14 protein-coding genes are annotated in these 20,771 nt (G+C 35.5%); 3 read left to right on the top strand and 11 right to left on the bottom strand.

Going from position 1 to position 20,771, the window contains the following annotated elements:
• Positions 1–29: 29 nt before the first annotated feature.
• The 5 genes from ACQY44_RS20660 to ACQY44_RS20640 form a co-directional block, all read right to left on the bottom strand.
• Positions 30–1,448 carry a TolC family protein gene (locus ACQY44_RS20660; protein ID WP_428232166.1) on the bottom strand — a complete coding sequence of 473 codons (1,419 nt, stop codon included), beginning with the start codon at positions 1,446–1,448 and terminating at the stop codon, positions 30–32.
• A 130-nt stretch (positions 1,449–1,578) separates the two neighbouring features.
• Positions 1,579–4,740, bottom strand: a complete 3,162-nt coding sequence (locus ACQY44_RS20655; RefSeq protein WP_428232165.1) for an efflux RND transporter permease subunit — start codon at positions 4,738–4,740, stop codon at positions 1,579–1,581.
• Positions 4,741–4,751: 11 nt separating this feature from the next.
• Positions 4,752–5,975, bottom strand: coding sequence for an efflux RND transporter periplasmic adaptor subunit (locus ACQY44_RS20650; protein ID WP_428232164.1), 1,224 nt, complete (start codon positions 5,973–5,975; stop codon positions 4,752–4,754).
• Between the two features lie 245 nt (positions 5,976–6,220).
• Complete coding sequence (locus tag ACQY44_RS20645) at positions 6,221–6,814, bottom strand: TetR/AcrR family transcriptional regulator (RefSeq protein ID WP_428232163.1); 594 nt, start codon at positions 6,812–6,814, stop codon at positions 6,221–6,223.
• A gap of 1,101 nt (positions 6,815–7,915) precedes the next feature.
• Positions 7,916–8,845, bottom strand: coding sequence for a ketopantoate reductase family protein (locus ACQY44_RS20640; RefSeq protein ID WP_428232162.1), 930 nt, complete (start codon positions 8,843–8,845; stop codon positions 7,916–7,918).
• Positions 8,846–8,948: 103 nt separating this feature from the next.
• Between ACQY44_RS20640 and ACQY44_RS20635 the strand changes: the two genes are divergently transcribed.
• Positions 8,949–9,791, top strand: coding sequence for an AraC family transcriptional regulator (locus ACQY44_RS20635; protein WP_428232161.1), 843 nt, complete (start codon positions 8,949–8,951; stop codon positions 9,789–9,791).
• Between the two features lie 234 nt (positions 9,792–10,025).
• Here ACQY44_RS20635 and ACQY44_RS20630 read toward each other — a convergent pair whose 3' ends face one another.
• The 6 genes from ACQY44_RS20630 to ACQY44_RS20605 form a co-directional block, all read right to left on the bottom strand.
• Entirely contained in the window at positions 10,026–10,478 is a 453-nt protein-coding gene (locus tag ACQY44_RS20630; protein WP_428232160.1) for a GNAT family N-acetyltransferase, read from the bottom strand.
• 439 nt (positions 10,479–10,917) lie between these two features.
• Positions 10,918–14,022 carry an efflux RND transporter permease subunit gene (locus ACQY44_RS20625; RefSeq protein WP_428232159.1) on the bottom strand — a complete coding sequence of 1,035 codons (3,105 nt, stop codon included), beginning with the start codon at positions 14,020–14,022 and terminating at the stop codon, positions 10,918–10,920.
• Between the two features lie 34 nt (positions 14,023–14,056).
• Positions 14,057–15,145: an efflux RND transporter periplasmic adaptor subunit gene (locus ACQY44_RS20620; RefSeq protein WP_428232158.1), complete on the bottom strand. Its 1,089-nt coding sequence runs from the start codon at positions 15,143–15,145 to the stop codon at positions 14,057–14,059.
• A gap of 38 nt (positions 15,146–15,183) precedes the next feature.
• Entirely contained in the window at positions 15,184–16,467 is a 1,284-nt protein-coding gene (locus tag ACQY44_RS20615; protein WP_428232157.1) for a TolC family protein, read from the bottom strand.
• A gap of 96 nt (positions 16,468–16,563) precedes the next feature.
• Complete coding sequence (locus ACQY44_RS20610; protein ID WP_428232156.1) at positions 16,564–17,922, bottom strand: sensor histidine kinase; 1,359 nt, start codon at positions 17,920–17,922, stop codon at positions 16,564–16,566.
• Positions 17,919–18,596 carry a response regulator transcription factor gene (locus ACQY44_RS20605; protein WP_428232155.1) on the bottom strand — a complete coding sequence of 226 codons (678 nt, stop codon included), beginning with the start codon at positions 18,594–18,596 and terminating at the stop codon, positions 17,919–17,921. Before ACQY44_RS20605 ends, ACQY44_RS20610 begins: the two co-directional genes overlap by 4 nt.
• 810 nt (positions 18,597–19,406) lie before the next feature.
• Between ACQY44_RS20605 and ACQY44_RS20600 the strand changes: the two genes are divergently transcribed.
• Both ACQY44_RS20600 and ACQY44_RS20595 read left to right on the top strand, forming a co-directional pair.
• On the top strand, positions 19,407–19,955 hold the full coding sequence (locus ACQY44_RS20600; protein WP_428232154.1) for a type 1 glutamine amidotransferase domain-containing protein: 549 nt from the start codon (positions 19,407–19,409) through the stop codon (positions 19,953–19,955).
• 389 nt (positions 19,956–20,344) lie between these two features.
• Positions 20,345–20,578: a hypothetical protein gene (locus ACQY44_RS20595; RefSeq protein ID WP_428232153.1), complete on the top strand. Its 234-nt coding sequence runs from the start codon at positions 20,345–20,347 to the stop codon at positions 20,576–20,578.
• Positions 20,579–20,771: the final 193 nt, after the last annotated feature.

Below are 20,771 nucleotides of genomic sequence, written 5' to 3'. Positions count from 1 at the left end.
AAAAATAAATAATTAACGGGTAATGGGTATTATCTCCAACCTCCGCCCAATGCACGATATAATTCGGTATTGGCAGAAAGTTGTTGTCTTTTTATATCAGCTAATTCTAATTCACTTTGTAGTAAATTTGATTGTGCAGACAGCACTTCTAAATATTCAGCCATACCGTTTTTGAATAGCAAATTGGCATTTTTAATGGCTTGTTGCAAAGTTTTTACTCTTTCTTTCAGAAAAGATTCTTGCTGTTGCAGTTTTTCGACTTTTACCAAAGCATCAGATACTTCGCTAACCGCAACTAAAACTGATTGTCTGAAACTTAAAACTGCTTTTTCTCTTTCGGCAACTGCAATATTGTATTGTGTTTTTACCTTTTTATTGTTCAGTAAAGGTTGAGTCAAACCTCCAGCAACAGTTCCGAACAATGAAGCCGGAATGTTGAACCAATTGCTGGTTTCGAATGAGTTTACTCCGCCCTGAGCGGTGATTTTAAGAGACGGATACAAATCTGCTTTTGTAATACCTACGTTGGCATTGGCAACTTTTAAAGCTAATTCAGCACTTTTTACGTCCGGTCTTCTGCTTACTAATGAAGACGGAATTCCGATTGCGTTATTGTTTTTTACTTCAAGAACACTTAAACGAGTCGTTCTGGTTTTTGAATTAGGGAATGATCCTGTCAAAACACTCAAAGCATTTTCCTGAATGGCAATGTTTTGCTCTAATTGCGGAATCAATTGTGCAGCAACTAATTTCTGCGCTTCTGATTGCTGAATCGCTAATGTAGTTACCTGACCGGCATCGTATTTTAATTTGATGATGTTGGTGGTACTATCATTTAATTTATAATTCTGTTTGGCGATTTCCAGTTGTGCATCCAACATCAAAAGGTTATAATATCCTTTAGAAACATTGGCTACGATAGTAGTCTGCAACGCTTTTTTTACTTCTTCTGACTGAAGATAACCGGCATAAGCGCCTTTTTTCTGATTACGAATTTTACCCCAAATATCTGCTTCCCATGAAAGCGAAGCTCCGGCAGAATAATCATCAATATGATTTTGGCCTAAAGCCTGACCTAAATTCTTTCCGGTAAAACTGTTGTCTGATGGATTGCTGGTACTTGCACTTACATTCAAATTAACCTGAGGAACATTTCCCCATTTTGATTGTGTGAATCGGTATTGTGCAATTTCGATATTTTTAGTAGCAATCTGTAAATCATTATTTCTGGCTACTGCGCTATCGATCAATTGAATAATATCTTTTTCTGTAAAAAAGTTTTTCCACTCCACATCAGCAATACTCGCTGTATCTTTTGAAACCGATGCATTCCTGAAGTTTTCAGGAAATGCATCTTTTGGAGTTTCAATATCCTTCGAAACCTTACAGGATATGATAGTCGTGATCAAAATGGCGATCATCACGATTTTGGTTATATAATTTTTCATTTTATGTTTTGTCATTAAATTTCTGTACAAGTATCTTTTCTACTATCAAGATCTCTTGAGATTTTATAGGATATGTATCCAAGGCCAATGATTATGGCTACCAGGATTGTCGTTATATAGTTTTCCATTTTTATTTTTCTTCGTTATGAATTACGGCTACTGGTTTTCCAGTAACTCTTTCTTGTAAATATTGAAATATGATGAATAAAACCGGGATGATAAACAGCCCAAGTACTACTCCTGAAATCATACCTCCGGCGGCACCAATACTAATAGAGTGGTTACCTTGTGCTGACGGTCCTTTGGCGCTCATCATCGGGATTAATCCCACTACGAAAGCCAACGATGTCATGATAATTGGTCGTAAACGCAGTTTCGCTGCATCGATTGACGCTTTGACTAACGCCTGACCTGATTTTCGTTTCTGAACGGCAAACTCGACGATCAGAATCGCATTCTTGGCGAGCAGTCCGATAAGCATTACCAGTGCAACCTGCACATAAATGTTATTTTCAATTCCAGTTAATCCAATAGCTACGAATACTCCAAATATACCTGCAGGGATAGATAAGATTACAGCCAATGGCAAAATGTAACTTTCATACTGTGCAGCAAGTAAGAAATAGATGAATATCAAACACAGTAAGAAAATTGTTGCTGACTGACCTCCGGACGAAATCTCTTCACGAGTCTGTCCTGAAAATTCAAAACCATAACCCGCAGGCAATTGTTGTGCTGCCACTTCCTGAATTGCTTTAATGGCATCTCCGGAACTAAATCCTGGTTTCGGGATTGCATTAATCGAAATCGAATTAAACAAGTTGTATCTAGAAGCGGTTTCTGAACCATAAATACGGGTTAGTTTTACTAAGGTATTTATAGGCACCATTTCGCCTGTTTTGTTCTTTACAAAAACTCTGTCAATTGATGACGGATCAGCTCTGTCGGCAATATCGGCCTGAACAACCACTCGGTAATATTTACCAAATCTGTTAAAGTCAGAGGCTTGTGCGCTACCAAAATACGTTTGCATCGTTTGCAAAATGTCTTTTACTTTTACGCCTAACTGATCTGCTTTTTCGTCGTTGATATCCAATTGCAATTGAGGATAATCGGCTTTGAAAGAGGTAAAGGCTACGGCAATTTCCGGACGTTTCATCAATTCACCGATGAAGTTTTGAGAAATTCCACTAAACTTATCCAATTTTCCTCCGGTTTTATCCTGTAGCACTAAGTCTAAAGCCTCAACGTTACTAAACCCGGGAACGGTTGGGAAACTAAATACAAAGAAACTTCCGCCTGAAATAGTTCCTAACTTGCCACGAACCTGATTCATGATTTCGTCGATATTTTTGATATCTCCACGATCTTCATTTGGTTTAAGCAATACGAAAACAACGGCTGAAGATGGACTTGTAGAATTCGTCAATAAGTTGAAACCTGAAATCGCTGTTACAAATCGGGATGCATCTAAACCTCTTAATGTGTTTTCTGCTTCGGTCATTACTTTTTGGGTTCCGTCAAGAGATGTTCCTGATGGTGTATTTACTGCAATAGCAATAAATCCCTGATCTTCAGTTGGGATAAATCCTGCAGGAGTTGTTTTTACCATAATTACAGTAGCTACGGTAATTAAAGCCAAACCTCCTAAACTTAGCCATTTTCTACGGATTAAAAATTTCAAACCTCCAACATAACGGTTGGTTAGGGAATCAAAACTTTTATTGAATCCGTTAAAGAACTTTTCTTTAAATCCTTTTTTCTCATAAGGCGTATCTCCATGAGCCGAGTGATTGTCTTTTAAGAACAAAGCAGCAAGTGCAGGACTTAAAGTTAAAGCGTTTACCGCTGAAATTACAATTGCAATTGCCATTGTAAAGGCAAACTGACGATAGAAAACTCCTGTTGAGCCTTCCATAAAACCAACCGGCAGGAATACAGCAGCCATTACCAGCGTAATCGAGATAATAGCACCCGTTATTTCGTGCATTGCTTCATGTGTGGCTACTTTTGGAGACAAATGTTTGTGCTCCATTTTCGCATGCACGGCTTCGACGACTACAATCGCATCATCTACCACAATACCAATCGCCAGAATTAAAGCGAAAAGCGTAAGAAGGTTGATCGAAAATCCGAATAACTGCATGAAGAAGAACGTTCCTAAAATTGCTACAGGTACAGCAATAGCCGGGATTAATGTTGATCTAAAATCCTGAAGGAATATAAATACTACGATAAATACCAATATAAAAGCTTCAAGTAAAGTATGCTGAACTTGCTCTATAGATTGATCTAAGGCAACTTTTGTACTATAGAAAATGTTATGTTTGATTCCTTTAGGGAAATCTTTTGAGGCTTTCTCCATCAATTTGTTGATGGCAACCTGAATATCATTGGAGTTAGAACCCGCTAACTGAATGATACCAATTACAACTCCTTTTTTACCATTTAAACGTGTTAAACTGTTGTAAGAGTAAGCACCAAGTTCTACTCTGGCTACATCTTTGAGGCGAAGTACTGAACCATCAGGATTAGAACGTATAGCAATATTTTCATATTCTTCGGGTTTTGTTAATTTACCTTTGTATTTAATAACGTATTCGAAAACTTCTTTACTTCTTTCTCCAAATTTACCCGGAGCAGCTTCCAAACTTTTATCCTGAATCGCACTCATGATTTCGTTTGGTGTCACCTTGTAAGTAGACATTTGTGTTGGATTCAGCCAAACACGCATTGAGTAATCTTTTACACCTCCAAAAATACTGGCCGAACCAACTCCGGGAATTCGTTTGATCTCCGGAATAATATTGATCTGAGCATAATTGGCAACAAAAGTCTGATCGTATTTTGACTCATCTTCGGTATACATACCAATGGCCATGATGAAACTGTTTTGTTGTTTCGCAGTGGTTACACCTTGTTGTACAACCTCTGCCGGCAATTGACTTGTTGCCTGAGCAACTCTGTTCTGCACGTTTACTGCTGCCTGATCTGCATTAGTTCCTAATTTAAAGAACACTGTAATAGCAAGAGATCCGTCATTACTGGCTGTAGAACTCATGTAAGTCATGTTCTCAACACCATTGATAGACTCTTCAAGTGATGGTGCCACAGAACGTAAAACCGTTTCTGCATTCGCTCCCGGATAAACCGCCGTTACCAAAACCGATGGCGGCGCAATATCAGGAAACTGTTGTAAGGGCAACTTAGTAAGACCAAGTATACCTAATATTACCAATAAAATGGAAATAACGGTTGCCAGTACAGGTCTTTGTATAAATATTTTGAACATTTTCGTAAAAATTATTTTTTGTTAATTATTTGGGCAACTTTTGCAGGAGATGATTTCTCAGGCTGAATAACCTGACCGTCCTGAAGTTTATCGATACCACTTAATACAATTTGGTCACCGGATTTTACACCATCTTTAATTAAGTAGTTTGTTCCGCTTTTTCCAGAAACCGTGATCGGCATTTTGGTAACTTTATTTTCTTTGTTAACAGTGAAAACAAAAACTTTATCCTGCATTTCGACAGTAGCAGATTGTGGTACCAAAACTGCATCGTCATGCTGAAGTCCTAAACGAATTTTTCCTGTGTTTCCTGAACGTAAAGTTCCACCGGCATTAGGGAAAGTAGCTCTTAAAGTAATCGCTCCGGTAGTTTTATCAAACTGACCGTCTACCATATCGATTTTTCCGGTTTGAGGATAAGCGTTGTTATCTGCTAAAACTAAAGTTACAGGAGGTAATTTTTTTAATTTATCACCAAGACTATTACCAGCATATTGTGCTTTAAAGTTGATGAAATCAGTTTCTCCTAAAGAAAAGTAAGCGTAAACTTCATGAACATCAGATAAGTTTGTTAAAGGCTCAACATCAGTTGCAGAAACTAAACTTCCTTGTTTTTTAGGTAATCTTCCAATGTACCCACTCACCGGAGCTGTAACATTTGTATATCCTAAATTAATTTTGGCAGAACCTACCATTGCTTTTGCCTGTTCGATATTGGCAGCAGCAATTTTTTGAGAAGCTTTAGCCGTTTTCAACTGATAATCAGAAACTACTTTGTTTTGTACTAAAGGAGTTAATTTATCAACTTCTAACTGAGCGTTTATTAAAGCTGCTTCATAAGCGTGTAGACTTGCCAAAGCATTGTTTAATTGCTCACGGAACGGACGTTCGTTTATTTTGAATAAAGTTTGACCTTTATTTACATAAGCTCCTTCGTCTACATAAACTTTTTCAAGGTTTCCACTTACCTGAGGACGAATTTCAACATCAACTGTTCCCTGAATTGAAGCAGGATATTCAGCATCTGTCGTAGTATTCTCGCTTGTGATGGCTAAAACTGGTAATAACGGTGGAGCCGGAGCTGCAGGAGCCTGCGATTTATCTGCACAGCTGCTTAGGACTAGTGCCAGAATAAAACTGGTTATAATTACATTTTTCATTTTAATATTGGTTTTAATTTGTTGGACATTCTTATTGTTAAAAAACTGCGGTATTCTGGCATTATCGGGATTCATGTTTAATTATATTAAATTATCTAACGTTGTTAAGTAAAAGTGTATAAAAAACCAAATAACAGTACTATCCAAATCTATTTAAGAATTGGCATTAAATTATTTATCACTGTTAAGTAAAAGGAGAAAAAAAGACTCTATATTACTCTATTAAATTTTCTAACACTGTTAAGTAAAGTAGTAAAAAAATAGTTGCTAAATTACTCTATTAAATCATTTATCACTGTTAAGTTAAAATGAAATTTTTTTTATTGAATTGATTTTATAATGCCTCCAATCGCATCTTTCAGGATTTGATTGTTGATAGTTTCCATTATTTCACTTTTGTTGATGATATTAATTGCAATCAAACCATGTATTACAGAAAAGAAAGTAAAATACTTTTGTTTGATTACTTCATCAGTGGGATTGCTGTTTTTCATAATCTCAGCAATTACCGAAGTGAATAATTTATAAGGTCTTTCCTGAGCTGAACACTGTTGCGAACAACAATTCATTTGTACTCCAAACATCACCTGATACATTTCGGTATCAGTAAAAGCAAAATCCCAATATGCCATCCACATGGCTTCTAATTGTTCTTCCGGTTTTTCAAATTTATCTCGGGCTTCCTGAAGTTCTTTTGCTAACTTGATGAAACCTTTTCCGGTTAATTCATTAAGGATAGCTTCTTTATTCGAGAAGTATTCATAAATGATAGGAGCCGTATATTCAATCTTATCAGCAATTTTTCGCATGCTCAGACCTTGCCATCCTTCTTCTTTGACGATAGCATAAGCAGCCTCAAGAATGTTACTTCTTGTCTCTTCTTTTTGTCTTAAAATACGATCTTTACTAGCCATTTTATTTAAGTATTAAATTGTTTAACACCGTTAGGCAAATGTATGGCGGTTTTTCTGATTATGAAATAAATTTGTCATAATATTTTCTTATTGTTGTATAGACAAGTGTTGATAATCGCTGAAAGCCTTTAATAATGGGGATTTCTTCGAGTTTAATTTTTTTAAGAAGCAGCTATTTTTCGTGTTTTAAGACCATTTGTCCCGCTCTGCACTGTATCTTTTATGGTTCCGATAGCTATCGGGACCATAAAAGGATGCCGTTTCGATCGGGGCTAGGCGAGAAAATCTGTTTTATGAGATTTTTGGAATTCTATATCTTAATTATTATCGACAAAAATGAAAATAATTATAACCTAACCGGATTAAAATCCGGCCCTATAAAATAGGTCGAGCCTACGGCTCTTTTTTAAATCATTTTCATGATTATCGACATAGATCTTAAAATTCCGGAGCAATAATCAATATTTTAAACTAAACCGGATTAAAATCTGGCTCTACAATATAGGCCAAGCCTACGGCTCTTTTTAAATCATTTTCATGATCATCCACATAGATCTTAAAATTCCGGAGGAATAATCAATATTTTAAACTAAACCGGATTAAAATCCGGCTCTACAATATAGGCCAAGCCTACGGCTCTTTTTAAATCATTTTCATGATTATCGAGATAGATATTAAAATTCCCGAGGAATAATCAATATTTTAAACTAAATCGGATTAAAATCCGGCTCTACAATATAGGCCTAGCCTACAGCTCTTTTTAAATCATTTTCATAATTATCCACATAGATATTAAAATTCCGGAGGAATGATCAATATTTTAAACTAAACCGGATTAAAATCCGGCTCTACAATATAGGCCAAGCCTACGACTCTTTTTTAAATCATTTTCATGATTATCCACACAGATATTAAAATTCCATAGGAATGATTAATATTTTAAACTAAACCGGATTAAAATCCGGCCCTACAAAATAGGTCGAGCCAACGACTCTTTTTTAAATCATTTTCATGATTATCCACACAGATATTAAAATTCCATAGGAATGATCCATATTGTAGGGCTGGACTTTAGTCCAGTTGAAAATGAATTATGTTTCGTTAACAAGCGTTATATGACGTTTTTATTTTTTCATTTACATCATTATAAAAAGGAGTTGCAATTCCGTATTTTTTGGCATTTTCAATCACATAATCAACTAAGAAACGTTTCTCGGTTTGGTTATTGTTTTCAAAATCCAATTGCAATGATGATTTTGATTCGAATGGAAATTTAGTCAATAAGTCTTTAGAAGTTGAAATGTCTTCATTTGTCAGGGTAATATTGATTTTACTGGCAAGCAATTGAATTTCAGTCATCATATTTTCCAGAATCTGCATTAGATTTTGATCTTCTAAAAGTTGACCAAATGTCACTTTATAGGCAGAAGTGATTGCTGCAACGGGAGCAACAAACAAATATTTCTTCCATAAAATCTCATTGATATTGGCAACATAGGTAATGTCTAATCCACCGGCTTTTAATAAATCAATTAAAGCTTTATTCTCTTTTCCTCCAACGAAAATTTTCCCGGGACCACCAACATGCTGAATATGTCCTGGTTGCTTTACATTCGAAGCCACATAAATACAACCTTCCATAATCTGACCAGCTTCAGGTAAAGTCTCACGAATTATTTCCTTTGCATTGACCACATTTTGCAAAGTGATTATAATGGTTTCAGCATTGATACAATCTTTATACGTATTCAATATCTGGCTGATCGAATAAGATTTTGAGGTAAGTAGTAGTACATCAAGAATTCCAATTTCTGTTGGATTATCAGATACTAAATCAGGAAATATGGTTTCTTTAGTGCCTTTAGATTCAAATAGTAAACCTTCATTTTGTATTGCATCTTTGGTTTCGCCTCTGCAAATGAATATAATTTGTGTAGCGCTGTCTTTATATTTTTTGGCTAAGGGAGCTCCAACAAATCCACCGATTCCACCAATGCCAAGGATTCCTATTTTTATTGTATCTGAGTTCATATCGTAGTGTATTATGCTTTTTAAATTATAGATGCAAAGTAAATATGTTTGTGATCATTGATTGATGTAAAATTATCGGTTATATTTGTAAAAATTAAGGATTATGAAAGACACCTTTTTTATTTACAAAGATTTTGAAATTTATTCTGTCGAAGAACTCACCTGGAAGAAAGAAGTACACCGGCATAATTTTTTTGAATTACTATATATAGAATACGGAACCGGAAATCATATCTTAAATTCGATTCCTCATCGTTACAAACAGCACGATATTTATCTGCTTACGCCAAAGGATTACCATTCTTTTAAAACTCTGGAACCTACAAAATTTCATTGTTTGCGTTTTCTGCCTAATTTTTTTTCGAATAAAAAAGAGATTGAGGAAATAGAGAAGTTGTTTTATTATCACAATCAAACCAATGGAAATTTGATTTTCCTGGAAGATGATAAAGCTTTTTGTGAAATGGTTATTTTAAAAATACTGGATGAAGTTGCCGGCCAAAAAGGACAAAATGAAGTTATAATCAAAAGTTTAATGATGGCACTGATTCAGATTATCAGACGAAATGCCAGCATTGACGAAAGTAATTTAAACCTGCAAACAACTGAAGTTTTAAAGATCGATACTATTTTAAGTTACATTCGGTCGAATATTGCCAATCCGCATTTACTGAAGAAAAAAGAAATGGCGAATCATTTTAATGTTTCGATCCATTATATTGGGGAGTATTTTAAAACCCATCTCAATATTACTTTGCGGGATTATATCGAGCAAACAAAACTGAAAGTGGTGACAGAAAAATTAAGCAAAAGCACTCTGACGTTCTCTGAGATTAGCAATGATTTGGGTTTTATTGACAGCAGTCATTTTAATAAATTCATCATGCGAAGCACCGGAATTTCTCCATCAGAATTTAAAAAATCATTGAGTATTACAACAACCTAGGTTTGATTGAAAGTATCATGGAGTAGTAAGGGAATCTTGAACCGATTGTTTTTGATATTACAAAGTCCCGGCGGCACGATATATTTATAGCAATTTATATTTTTTGTTGTACGAAACCCCATCGGGGTGATATATAAATTTTATGGGATTAGATATCGCTCCGCTGGAGCTTTGTTGATGGGATGCTGTTATTTGCTATAAATATTTCGCTCCGCTGGAGCTTATGCTAATAAATCATTTTATAAAATCCATTTCAACGTGCTCAATTCCGGCATCGAGAAAATAATTATCGGTTTGTCTGAATCCGTTTTTGATGTAAAATGGAGTTGCAATTACCTGAGCATAAAGATAAATTTTCTCTTGGCCTTTTAAATCTTCTAATATTTTCAGCAGGATTGCTTCCCCAATTCTTTGTCCTCTGAAAATATTTAAAACAGCAATTCTTTCGATTTTTGCTCCTTTTTCCATTTTTCGGTATCGTGCCGCTCCGGCCGGGAAACCATTTACTGTTGCCAAATAATGTACTGCATTTTCATCGTCCATGGATTCGCGTTCCGGAGATACATTTTGTTCTTCTACAAAAACTTTTTTTCTAATCGAGAATGCAGTTTCTATTAATTTTTGATCTTCAACTTTTTCTACTACAACTATGTTTTCGGTATAAGTTTGAGTTTTATTATTGCTCATTTTGTTTTAGGTATTTTGCTTGTTTATGGCTTAGAATAAATTATTATGTTATTAATCAGTTCAAGATAATGAAGGATTGACCTGAAAAATAAATCGTGTACAAATATACGTAGTTAACTACATATATTCAAAATAAAATTTTAATTTTAAGTTTTTTTAATAGTAAAGGCAAAACTTGGGATAAGTAAAAAAGAAATAGAATTACCAAATATCTCCTATAGCCCCGATGGAAACGGCATCCTTTTTCTGGCTTCTTTAGCCAGGAAAAGATATAGTGTACAGCGGGACTCTAGGTCTTTTTGAATGAAAATTTTCTGCTCCTAAATAGCAAGAAAATTAATACTACTGGCAATTCGTTTAGCCCTATTTAGTAAATAAAAAAAACACCTCTAAACAAAACGTCTAAAGGTGCTTTTAAAATTAAAATATAGTAAGATAATTATAATTCTGTGTTGCTCAAATCTTTTTTACGATATACCAGATAAAATACCTGTGGTAATACCGTTAAGGATAAAATCATACAGGTTATTAATCCGCCAACAATCATGATGGCCAATGGTTTTTGAACTTCAGAACCCATTCCGGTTGATAATGCTGCGGGCAATAATCCTAAAGATCCCATAAGAGCGATCATTACAATAGGACGAATTCTACTGTAGATTCCGTTTGAGATCGCATCTTTTAGGTGCATTCCGGCTCTCATATTTTCTTTAATCATTCCAATGAGGACAATGCTGTCAATCGCGCTGACTCCAAACAAAATAATAAAACCAATCCCGGCAGATATCCCAAATACGGTTCCTGTAACCCAAAGGGATAAGAAACCACCAATAAAGGCGTAAGGCATGGCACTTATTGCAACTAAGGTATCTTTGAAATTACCGAAATTAAAATACAAAAGGCATAAAATTAAAATCAATACAACAGGAACGATCATTGCCAATTGTTTAGAAGCTCTTTCTTTACTTTCAAATTCTCCTGCCCATTTCATTACATTTTCTTTTGGCAGTTTTACTTCTGCAGCTACTTTTTTCTGAGCTTCATCTATGGTACTTCCTAAATCCCGTCCTTCGATACTAAAACCTACAGCAATATATCGGCTGTTTCCTTCGCGATAAATAAAGGTTGGACCGGTTTTATATTCTACGGTCGCTATTTCCTTTAAGGGAACTTTTTTACCGTTCATAGTTGGAATCAGAATGTCTTCGATTTTTTCTTTTGAATCCCGATATTCTTTTTCGAAACGCAGGGTGATATCAAAGATTTTTTCATCATCATAGAATTTTGTTGCGGCCTGACCTCCAATCGTCATTCGGATTACGGCTTGCGCATCGGCCGTTGTCACGGCGTAACGTGCCATTTTTTCATCGCTAAGTTGAATCCTTAATTCTGGCAAACCAATGTTTTTGTAGACATTGATATCTTCAATTCCTTTTACATCTTTGATCGATTTGGCAACTTTTGCGGCCATTTTTTCAAGTTCAAAAAGGTCATTTCCAAAGATCTTAATTACCAGCGGACTTTTTACACCGGCAACATATTCTTCGACATTATCCTGAATAGGCTGACTAAATCCAAATCCGATTCCGGGATATACGTCTAGTTCTTTTTTGATTTCGGCAATCAGTTCCTCTTTACTGATCTTGCGTTTCCACTCGTCCTGATGTTTTAGTTCGATATGCAGTTCGATATTAAAAAATCCGGTTGGATCTGTTCCGTCATTTGGTCTTCCGGTTTGGGTAAGAACGAATTTCACCTCTTCGAATTTCCTTATTTTGGCTTTCATTTCTTTGGTAAGTCTTACTGATTCATCCAGATTGATACTGTTAGGCAAAGTTGCTCGTACATATATGGCTCCTTCATTTAGCTTCGGAATAAATTCTGAACCATAAAAAGCAAACTTAGCGCAACATATTGCCAGTAAACCCAAGAAAGCATATATAGTGGCTTTACGATGTCTGGTACTCCATTTAAAAAGTTTAAAAAGGTTTTCTCTAAAGAAACGCGAGATCATGTTCTCTTTCTCCACAATATTTTTTGTCAGCATGACTTTACACATTGCCGGAACATAAGTAAGGGATAAAATCAACGATCCTAATAGCGCATAACTAAGCGTAAAGGCTAGGGGAGAGAACATTTTTCCTTCTACTTTCGTGAAAGAGAAAATAGGCATCAAGGCAACAATCAAAATGATTAAGGCAAAGAAAATATAAGTCGCTACGCTACCCACACTTTTCTTGATAAGTCCCATTTTGCTCATGTTATTAAAGCGTTCCATTCCTACTTTATGCGCTTTCTTTTCGAGCGATACAAAGACCTGTTCGACAATAACCAACGTGCCTTCGAGTAGTAGTCCAAAATCCAGCGCTCCCATAGATATTAAGTTGGCTGGCAATCCCTGAATTCTTAGCATAATAATGGCAAACAAGAACGAAAGCGGAATAACAGAAGCCACAATTAGTGAAGTTCTCCAATTGTAAAGGAAAATAAACACAATTAACGAAACCAGTAAAATACCTTCGATAAGATTTTTGGTCACGGTATGTACGGTTGTATCTACCAATTTGGTACGGTCAATAAACGGAACAATTTTTACATTGTCCGGAAGTACTCTTTCGTTAAGTTCGGTCAAACGGTCTTTAAGCCTCTTGATAACTTCGCCTGGATTTTCTCCGCGAAGCATGACTACGATACCTTCTACAACATCATCATCACCATCTAAACCTACCTGACCTAATCTTGGTTTGGCGGATATTGAAACTTCGGCTACGTGTTTGACTAATATGGGTGAAGATCCTTTGGTTTCGATCAGAATATTGCCAATATCTTCGACTTTATTAATCAAACCAACACCACGTACAACATAAGCCTGATCGCCACGCTGAATCACATCGCCGCCCACATTGATATTACTCTTAGAAACGGCTTCATAAACATCTAATGCAGATAAATTATAATTTTCTAATTGCGTTGGATTGATTTTGATTTCGAACATTTTTTCTTCTCCACCAAAACTTACCACATCAGCAACACCGGGAACCGAGATCAGTTCTCTTTCGATTACCCAATCCTGAATGGCTTTGATTTCCTTAATAGGCAAATCACTTTTGATGATGTATCTGAAAATTTCACCCGTTGCTCCGGATGGCGGTTCGATTTCTACATCGGCACCTTCCGGAAGATCGAGTCCGTTTAAACGATTTGATGCGTATTGCTGTGCGTAGAAATCCTCGACATCATCATCAAACAATACGGTTACAACTGATAATCCGAAAAGCGAAATAGAACGTACTTCAGCTTTTTTAGGAATCGTGTTCATTTGTTTGGAAATAGGAAGTGTGATGAATTTCTCGACTTCTTCGGCACTTCTTCCCGGCCATTGTGTAATAATTCTTGCCCTGGTATTGGTTACATCGGGAAAAGCTTCTATGGGCGTGTGAATATAGCTCACTATACCCGCGACTAGTAATACGGCTGTCAGGAAAAAAACAATGAGCGAGTTTTTTAGCGAGAAAGCCACCAGACCTTGTACAAATTTTTTCATGTCTTGTATGGTGTTTATCCGTTTTTAGGGATAATTAGTTTTTTAATCGTTCGTGAATTAACAGCTGGTTTTTAGTAATCACCATTTCACCTTCTTTAACTCCTTTGTCAAAATAAATCCAGTTGTTGTTTTTTATAATTGGATTAACTTCTCTGGTTTCGATTGTACAATCATTTTTATAAATCAAAATGTGATCGCGATTGTTATCAAAAATGACTGCTTTTGCAGGAACAGCCACTAACATTTCGCCGCCTTTGCTTTTATCGATTACGATATCTGCCGTCATTCCGGGTTTTAGTTTCAGGTTTTTGTTTTCCATTACAATTCTCGCTTTTAAAACATGTTCATCAGCATCCAGAACTTTGGCAAGCGTGGTGATTTTTCCTTTAAAAATTTCACCCGGATAAGCCGGAGTTGTTACATCTACCAGCATATTTTCGGTTACGTTTTTTAGATTACTGGTGTACACATTTACTAAAACCCATATTTCTTTTAGATCCGAAATCGTAAAAAGCGGATCACTGCCATCTGTAATCTGCATTCCCGGACTAATGTTTTTCGCCACAATATACCCTTCAGTTGGTGCTTTGATCTGAAAAACAGCTCTTTCGCTGCTGGCGCTAAACAAGGCCAGATTGGCTTTTACATTTTCCAGAGAAGATTTTAAAACATCCAATTCGCTTTGTGCCTGCATCAAATCTTTTTGAGATGCGATTCCGTCCTCAAACATTGATTTCACAGATTGCAGATTACGTTGTGCCACGGCGATCTGAGACTGAAATGATTTATTTTCAGATTGCATGCTGTTGAGTTCCGTACTTTTTATCTCCGCCAGAACCTGTCCTTTTTTTACATAATCACCTAACGAGAAAGTAGTTTTAGTAATAATCCCTTCAACAAGACTATTAAACTGAACGACATGATCACCATTATAGGTGATGTTTCCGGTAAGATTGATAGATTCCGTAACCGAACGTTTTTGTATGGTCTCGATTGTGATTTTTTCTTTCAGGTCTTTATCAATACAAAATTTGTCCTCTTTTGTATCTTTGATTTCTTCTTTCTTGCCACATCCGTAAACGAGCATTAACCCAAGTATCGGGAGTAAAATAAGTTTCTTCATTATGTTTTGTATTATTTTTTAGCTAATCAGATTAGGGTTTAATTAATTTCTTCACCAGCGATATAGCGTAATTCTTCAAGGTTTTTATTAAGGTCTTTTTTAGAATTCAGCAGAATCGATTTGTTATCTAAATAAGCGTCAACAAAATCAAGATATTCTAACATGCTGGTGTTTCGCTGCAGGAAGTTTTTACGATAGCTTTCCAGAAGTTTATCCAGATCAGATTCATAATTAGTTTCTACGCTATCGTATAATTTTTTCGTTACTACTAAATCTTCATACGCCTGCAGTACTTCAGATTGTACGCTTATCGTTTTTTCTTCGGTTAGTAATTTGCCCTGATCGATGGCTATTTTTGCTGCTTTTATATTTCCCTGATTTCTGCTGAAAAACGGAAGATCAAGCGAGAAACCAACACCCACAAAATCATTCATTAAACTGGCACCACGATCATAACTGACACCAAGAGTAACGTCTGGTGTTCGCATGGCTTTTTCGTATTTGTATTTGTTGCTGTTGTATTCGTTTCCGAGTTTAATCACTTTCATGTCCGGACGGTTTTCTACGGCCGAAGCCATAAGATTCCCTAAGTTGATATTGTCAATATTTTTATAATCAGGAACAAAACCTTCATTTGTAAGTTTAATGAAACTTGCTGCAGGCAGATTCATAAGGACTTTCAATTCCTTTTGTAATGCATTGTTTTCTTTTCGTAAGTCGGCGATTTCTTTTAAGAATTGCAGTTCAGAAGCTTTTAGCCGAATGTATTCGCCTCTGCCGATATTGCCCTGCGCTACCTGATTACCATATCCTTTAAGCATGGACTGCATCGCAGAAAGTTGTTTTTTATAAACGGCTTCCTGTGCCTGGGTATATTGCAGTTCGGTAAGATTGCCTCTGAATTCGATTTTTAAATTGCGTAAAAAGGTTTTAAAGTATTCTTTGGCGATATCCACGCCCACTTTTTCCATGGCAATTAATTTTTTTCGTTTTCCGGCGGTCTGAATCAGTTGTTCTAATTCTGCTGTAACCTGAGAGGTTGTACCAAAATTGCCCCAAAGTGGAGGTAATTGCTGTGCTGTGGCGTTATTCCAAAGGTTTATTTCGCCAATGGTAAGAGTAGGATTGGGCCATAATTTTGCCTGAATGACCTGTGCATCGGCAATGTCAATATTCAGTTTTTCAGAAATAAGAGCAATATTCTTGTCCAGAAATAAAGCCTCGGCTTGTGTTCGGGACAGTACAATTGTATCGTTTATGGCAGTTTGTGCCACAATTTTATGCGACACAATAACGAGCAGAGTTAAGAGTATACGTTTCAAATTAGTTTGTTTTAATATATTGCAAAGTTATCTGCGGTATATTAAGCCCTAATTTGATGTTCGTTAGAAAGGAGTTAGAGTGACATTAGAAAACGATTAGAGTGGCGGAAATAATAATGTAACTGTCGTTCCTTCGTCTTTTTTTGAAGTGATTGTAAAATGAATATTATTTTGTTTGAAGATGATATTCGCCAGCGAAAGTCCAACGCCGCTGCCTTTTATATCGTTTACATTTTTGCCCCTGTAAAAGGTTTGTTTGATGAATTTTAAGTCGTCTTCGCTAATACCGGTTCCGTGATCTTCGATTACGATTTTAAGCTGATTTTCCTGTTGCAGCAGACTTATCTTAATCGGATTTCCGTTCGAATATTTTACGGCATTTTCGATAATATTGTATAAGGCAATTTTAATTTCGTTGCTGTTTCCTTTTATCGAAAGCAGTTTGTCATTGACAATTTCAATCGCAATTTGTATCTGCGAACTTTTTAACTGATGCACATCCGGCAATTGATCGTTGATGTCCCAAACGACTTCATCGACCCTGAAAATTTCATTAAGTTCTGTGTTGCCCCTTAATCCCGAAAGCATCATAAGCGTATTCATCGTATCTTCGATCTGATAGACATTTTCCAGTACTTTTTCAGACATTTCTTTATACTCTGCACTGGTTCTGTCTTTTTGCGCAAATACTTCGAGGTTTCCGGAAATGGCAGTTAAAGGTGTTTTGAATTCGTGCGAAACATAATTGATGAAGTTCTTCTGGATGATAAAAGTATCCGAAAGCCGCTTAAACAAATTATTATAGGTTTCGATCAGTTCCTGAATATCGTCTTTGGTATTAGGAGATGTGATATGGCGATCGAGAGACGAAGCTTCGATTTCATTAACCTGATTGATAATATTTTTTATCGGACTATACGCCAGATTCGAAAGCAAACGACTTACTATATAGATGATTACTAATCCGCTAATTAAAACCAGGAGCATAATGATCATTAATCTGTTGGTAATGGTTTTGAATTCCTGATCATTCTTTTTGACAAAAACTACAAAATCACCCTGATTGTCATGGTAATAACTTCCAAAATAAAAATGATGTTTCGATTTAAAACTCAGCTTTCGGTTCTTTCTGATATAATCAAGTCTGCCGGAATTGATATTGGCATCTATAGTCTTGTCGCCATAAACAATCTGATTTTTGTTGTTGTAAACGCGAGTAATGATTTCAAGCGAATTTTCCCTGAATTGCTGACCAATGATCAAATGCTGATTCTGTGGTAATTCATCTTTTTCAAGATAGAAAATACCCGTTAGCAAACACGTTTTTTGAAGTTCGTTATAAATGATTTTTTCCGAATAACTGTAAAAAGAAAAGTAAGTAATCACCGAAGTAATGACAAAAACAATGCTAAAAGTAAAAGACGATATTAAGGTAAACCTGTTGCGTATTTTCATGACTCTTCTTTAAGCATATATCCCGTACCTTTTATAGTATGGATAAATTTATGATTTTGCTCGATTTTATTTCTTAAATACGAAATATAGACATCGACAACATTGGTATTATTGTCATAATTAATGCCCCAAACCGCGTTTAAAATCTGCGTTCTGGACATGACCTTATTTCTGTTTTCTAATAAAAACAGCAGCAATTTATATTCTCTTGGAGACAAATCGATCAAGGCATCATTTTCGGTAACTTTATGTTCTTCAGGGTTTATGGCTAAACTTCCTAATTTATACAGGGTTTCTACTTTATCATAATTAAATTTGGTTCTACGTGTCAGTGCATTTACTCTCGAAATCAATTCTTTAAAATGGAAGGGTTTAACCAAATAATCGTCGGCACCGGAATCCAGCGCATTTACCTTATCATCCGTATCGCTAAGAGCGCTTAACATTAAGATTGGAGTATGAATTTTCTTGAAACGCATCATTTTGGTCAGCTGAATACCATCAATTCCCGGAAGCATAATATCCATCAGGATAATGTCCCAAGTATCGTGCTGAAGAAGGTCGCGGGCAATCTCGCCCGTTTCAGCCAGATGTACCGTAAAATTGTTTTCTTCTAAACCTTTAATAATAAATTCGCTAATGCGTTTATCATCCTCAATGAGCAGCACATTCATACTTTAAAAATCTATAATTAGTTGTTTTATCAGCAATTTGGAGGCAATTTAACTACGTATAAATTATAAACACATAGAGACATAGTTTTGCATAGCGTAAAAAAAGTCGTTTCACTCCAAATAAATCGCATAGTGCTATGAGATAAATACCGACGAATTATCAAAAATAACATTTATTTATCGCAATCGCTGTTAAAATTGAATCTTGTAAGAAAAGAACAACTTAATTATCACCCGTAATAATCTTGATAGTCCTAAACCTCAAAAAGAGTAAGCCTTCTATAATCTGGTTTTTTATACCCCAATTGTCACCCTGAGCGTCCCGAGGCTTCGGGCAGTGTCATTAAGTTAAGGGGAAATCTACAAAATTACTGAACAGTTTAATCAGGAAAGTAATTAGAAAAATCCGTTTTTATCAGCGTTTTCGCTTTAGCGAATCAGTAAAATCAGCGTCTAATTTTAACGCGGATTAAACAGATTTACTTCGTAAAAACGCAGATAAAAACAGATTTTATTTTCTAAAAGCTTAACTTAATGACATTGGGCTTCGGGAAAAGGCTTTTGAAAACAAAACTCAATCCTTTTGAAATTTGAAATTTATAAAAATTGGAATTTGAGTTTTCATCCTATAAAATAGTAAACCAGATTGACATGAATCTTATATAATTTCAGTTTAATTTTTTATAAAAAATTGAAATTCAATTAATTAACTTTTATTAAAGAAAGGTTTAACACGGTCTATTTTCGCTGGCTGTCTGAAATAACTAATTTTAGCTAAATCAAATTAATAACATTTTAAATACTTAAATTATGAAAAAGAATATAGCCATATTAGCAACAAACGGTTTCGAAGAATCAGAATTATCATCTCCTAAAGCCTATCTGGAAGAGCAAGGCTGGAATGCAGATATTATCAGTCTGAAATCAGGAACTATCAAATCCTGGAAAGACGGTAATTGGAGCAAGGAATATAATGTTGATGTAGTATTAGATCAGGCAAATGAAGCAGATTACGATGCTTTGGTTCTTCCGGGAGGAGTAATAAACCCTGATTTATTGAGAAGAGAAGAGGCAGCAGTAAATTTCGTACGTTCCTTTTTTAAAAGTAAAAAGCCAGTAGCGGCTATTTGTCATGGTCCTCAAATTCTGGTAGATGCTGATGTTTTAAAAGGTCGAAAAGTAACTTCGTTCTTCTCTGTTAAAAACGATTTGAAAAATGCCGGAGCACAATGGGAAGACTCAGAAGTAGTCGTAGACAATGGATTGGTGACCAGCCGAAACCCGAATGATTTACCCGCTTTTAATAAAAAAATGGTGGAAGAAATTAAAGAAGGAAAACACGAGCGTCAGACTGTGTAAAAAGATGTTTTTATTTATCAGGTTATAAAAAATGCAAGATCAATTTTGGTCTTGCATTTTTTTTGTAATTGAATTTGATTTTTAATTAGGAGCTATTCTGCTGTCCTTCCAAATCTTTTCCTTGCTGGCAGCAGCAAGAAAAAGTATTTTCCCTCCCATCAGGGCTAGGGGAGTTGGGTTTATAAGAAATTTATTTAATTGAAAGAAAAGTATTATATTTTGCATTGTTTTTTTACTATATTTGCCCTTCCTAAAATTACGGACATAAAGTATAACTATTGTAAAATTTACTTTGCATTAGGTGTGCGGTATCGGAAACGACCGTAAATGTCTTTATAGGCGTTAAAATCACTAAAATACAAAGTCACTTATTCTTAATTTTAGAGATTATGAGCACAAACACCCTTTCCAAAGAAGCCGAAATCAGGCTTATGAATTTTTTCAACAACACAATCGATCCGCAAGAAATGGCCAAATCTATAAGGCAAGTAAATTATGTTCTTGCTTTAGGCGCTTTAAGGCAACATGAAACGCTTCAAAATGAAATAGACAATTTGCAAAACAGCTTTTATTGGCTGAATGAATTGGCTGAGGTTTTAAATCCTTATTTGGATGTGCAGTAAGTTTTTGTTTAATATATTTTTAAACCTCGATTTTAAAAAGTCGAGGTTTTTTTACATTAGATAGTCGACATCCTGTCTCTGCTAAGTATTATTTATTTCTGACCGCCTTTATCAACTGATTTATTTACAATTCGTTCAAATATATTTTTAATATTTTTAGGTAATTCTTTTTTCTCGAACCAATCATCTCCGA

It is taken from the genome of Flavobacterium sp., from assembly GCF_965277525.1.
Classification (GTDB): Bacteria; Bacteroidota; Bacteroidia; order Flavobacteriales; family Flavobacteriaceae; genus Flavobacterium.
This window is presented reverse-complemented; position numbering and strand designations above follow the sequence as displayed.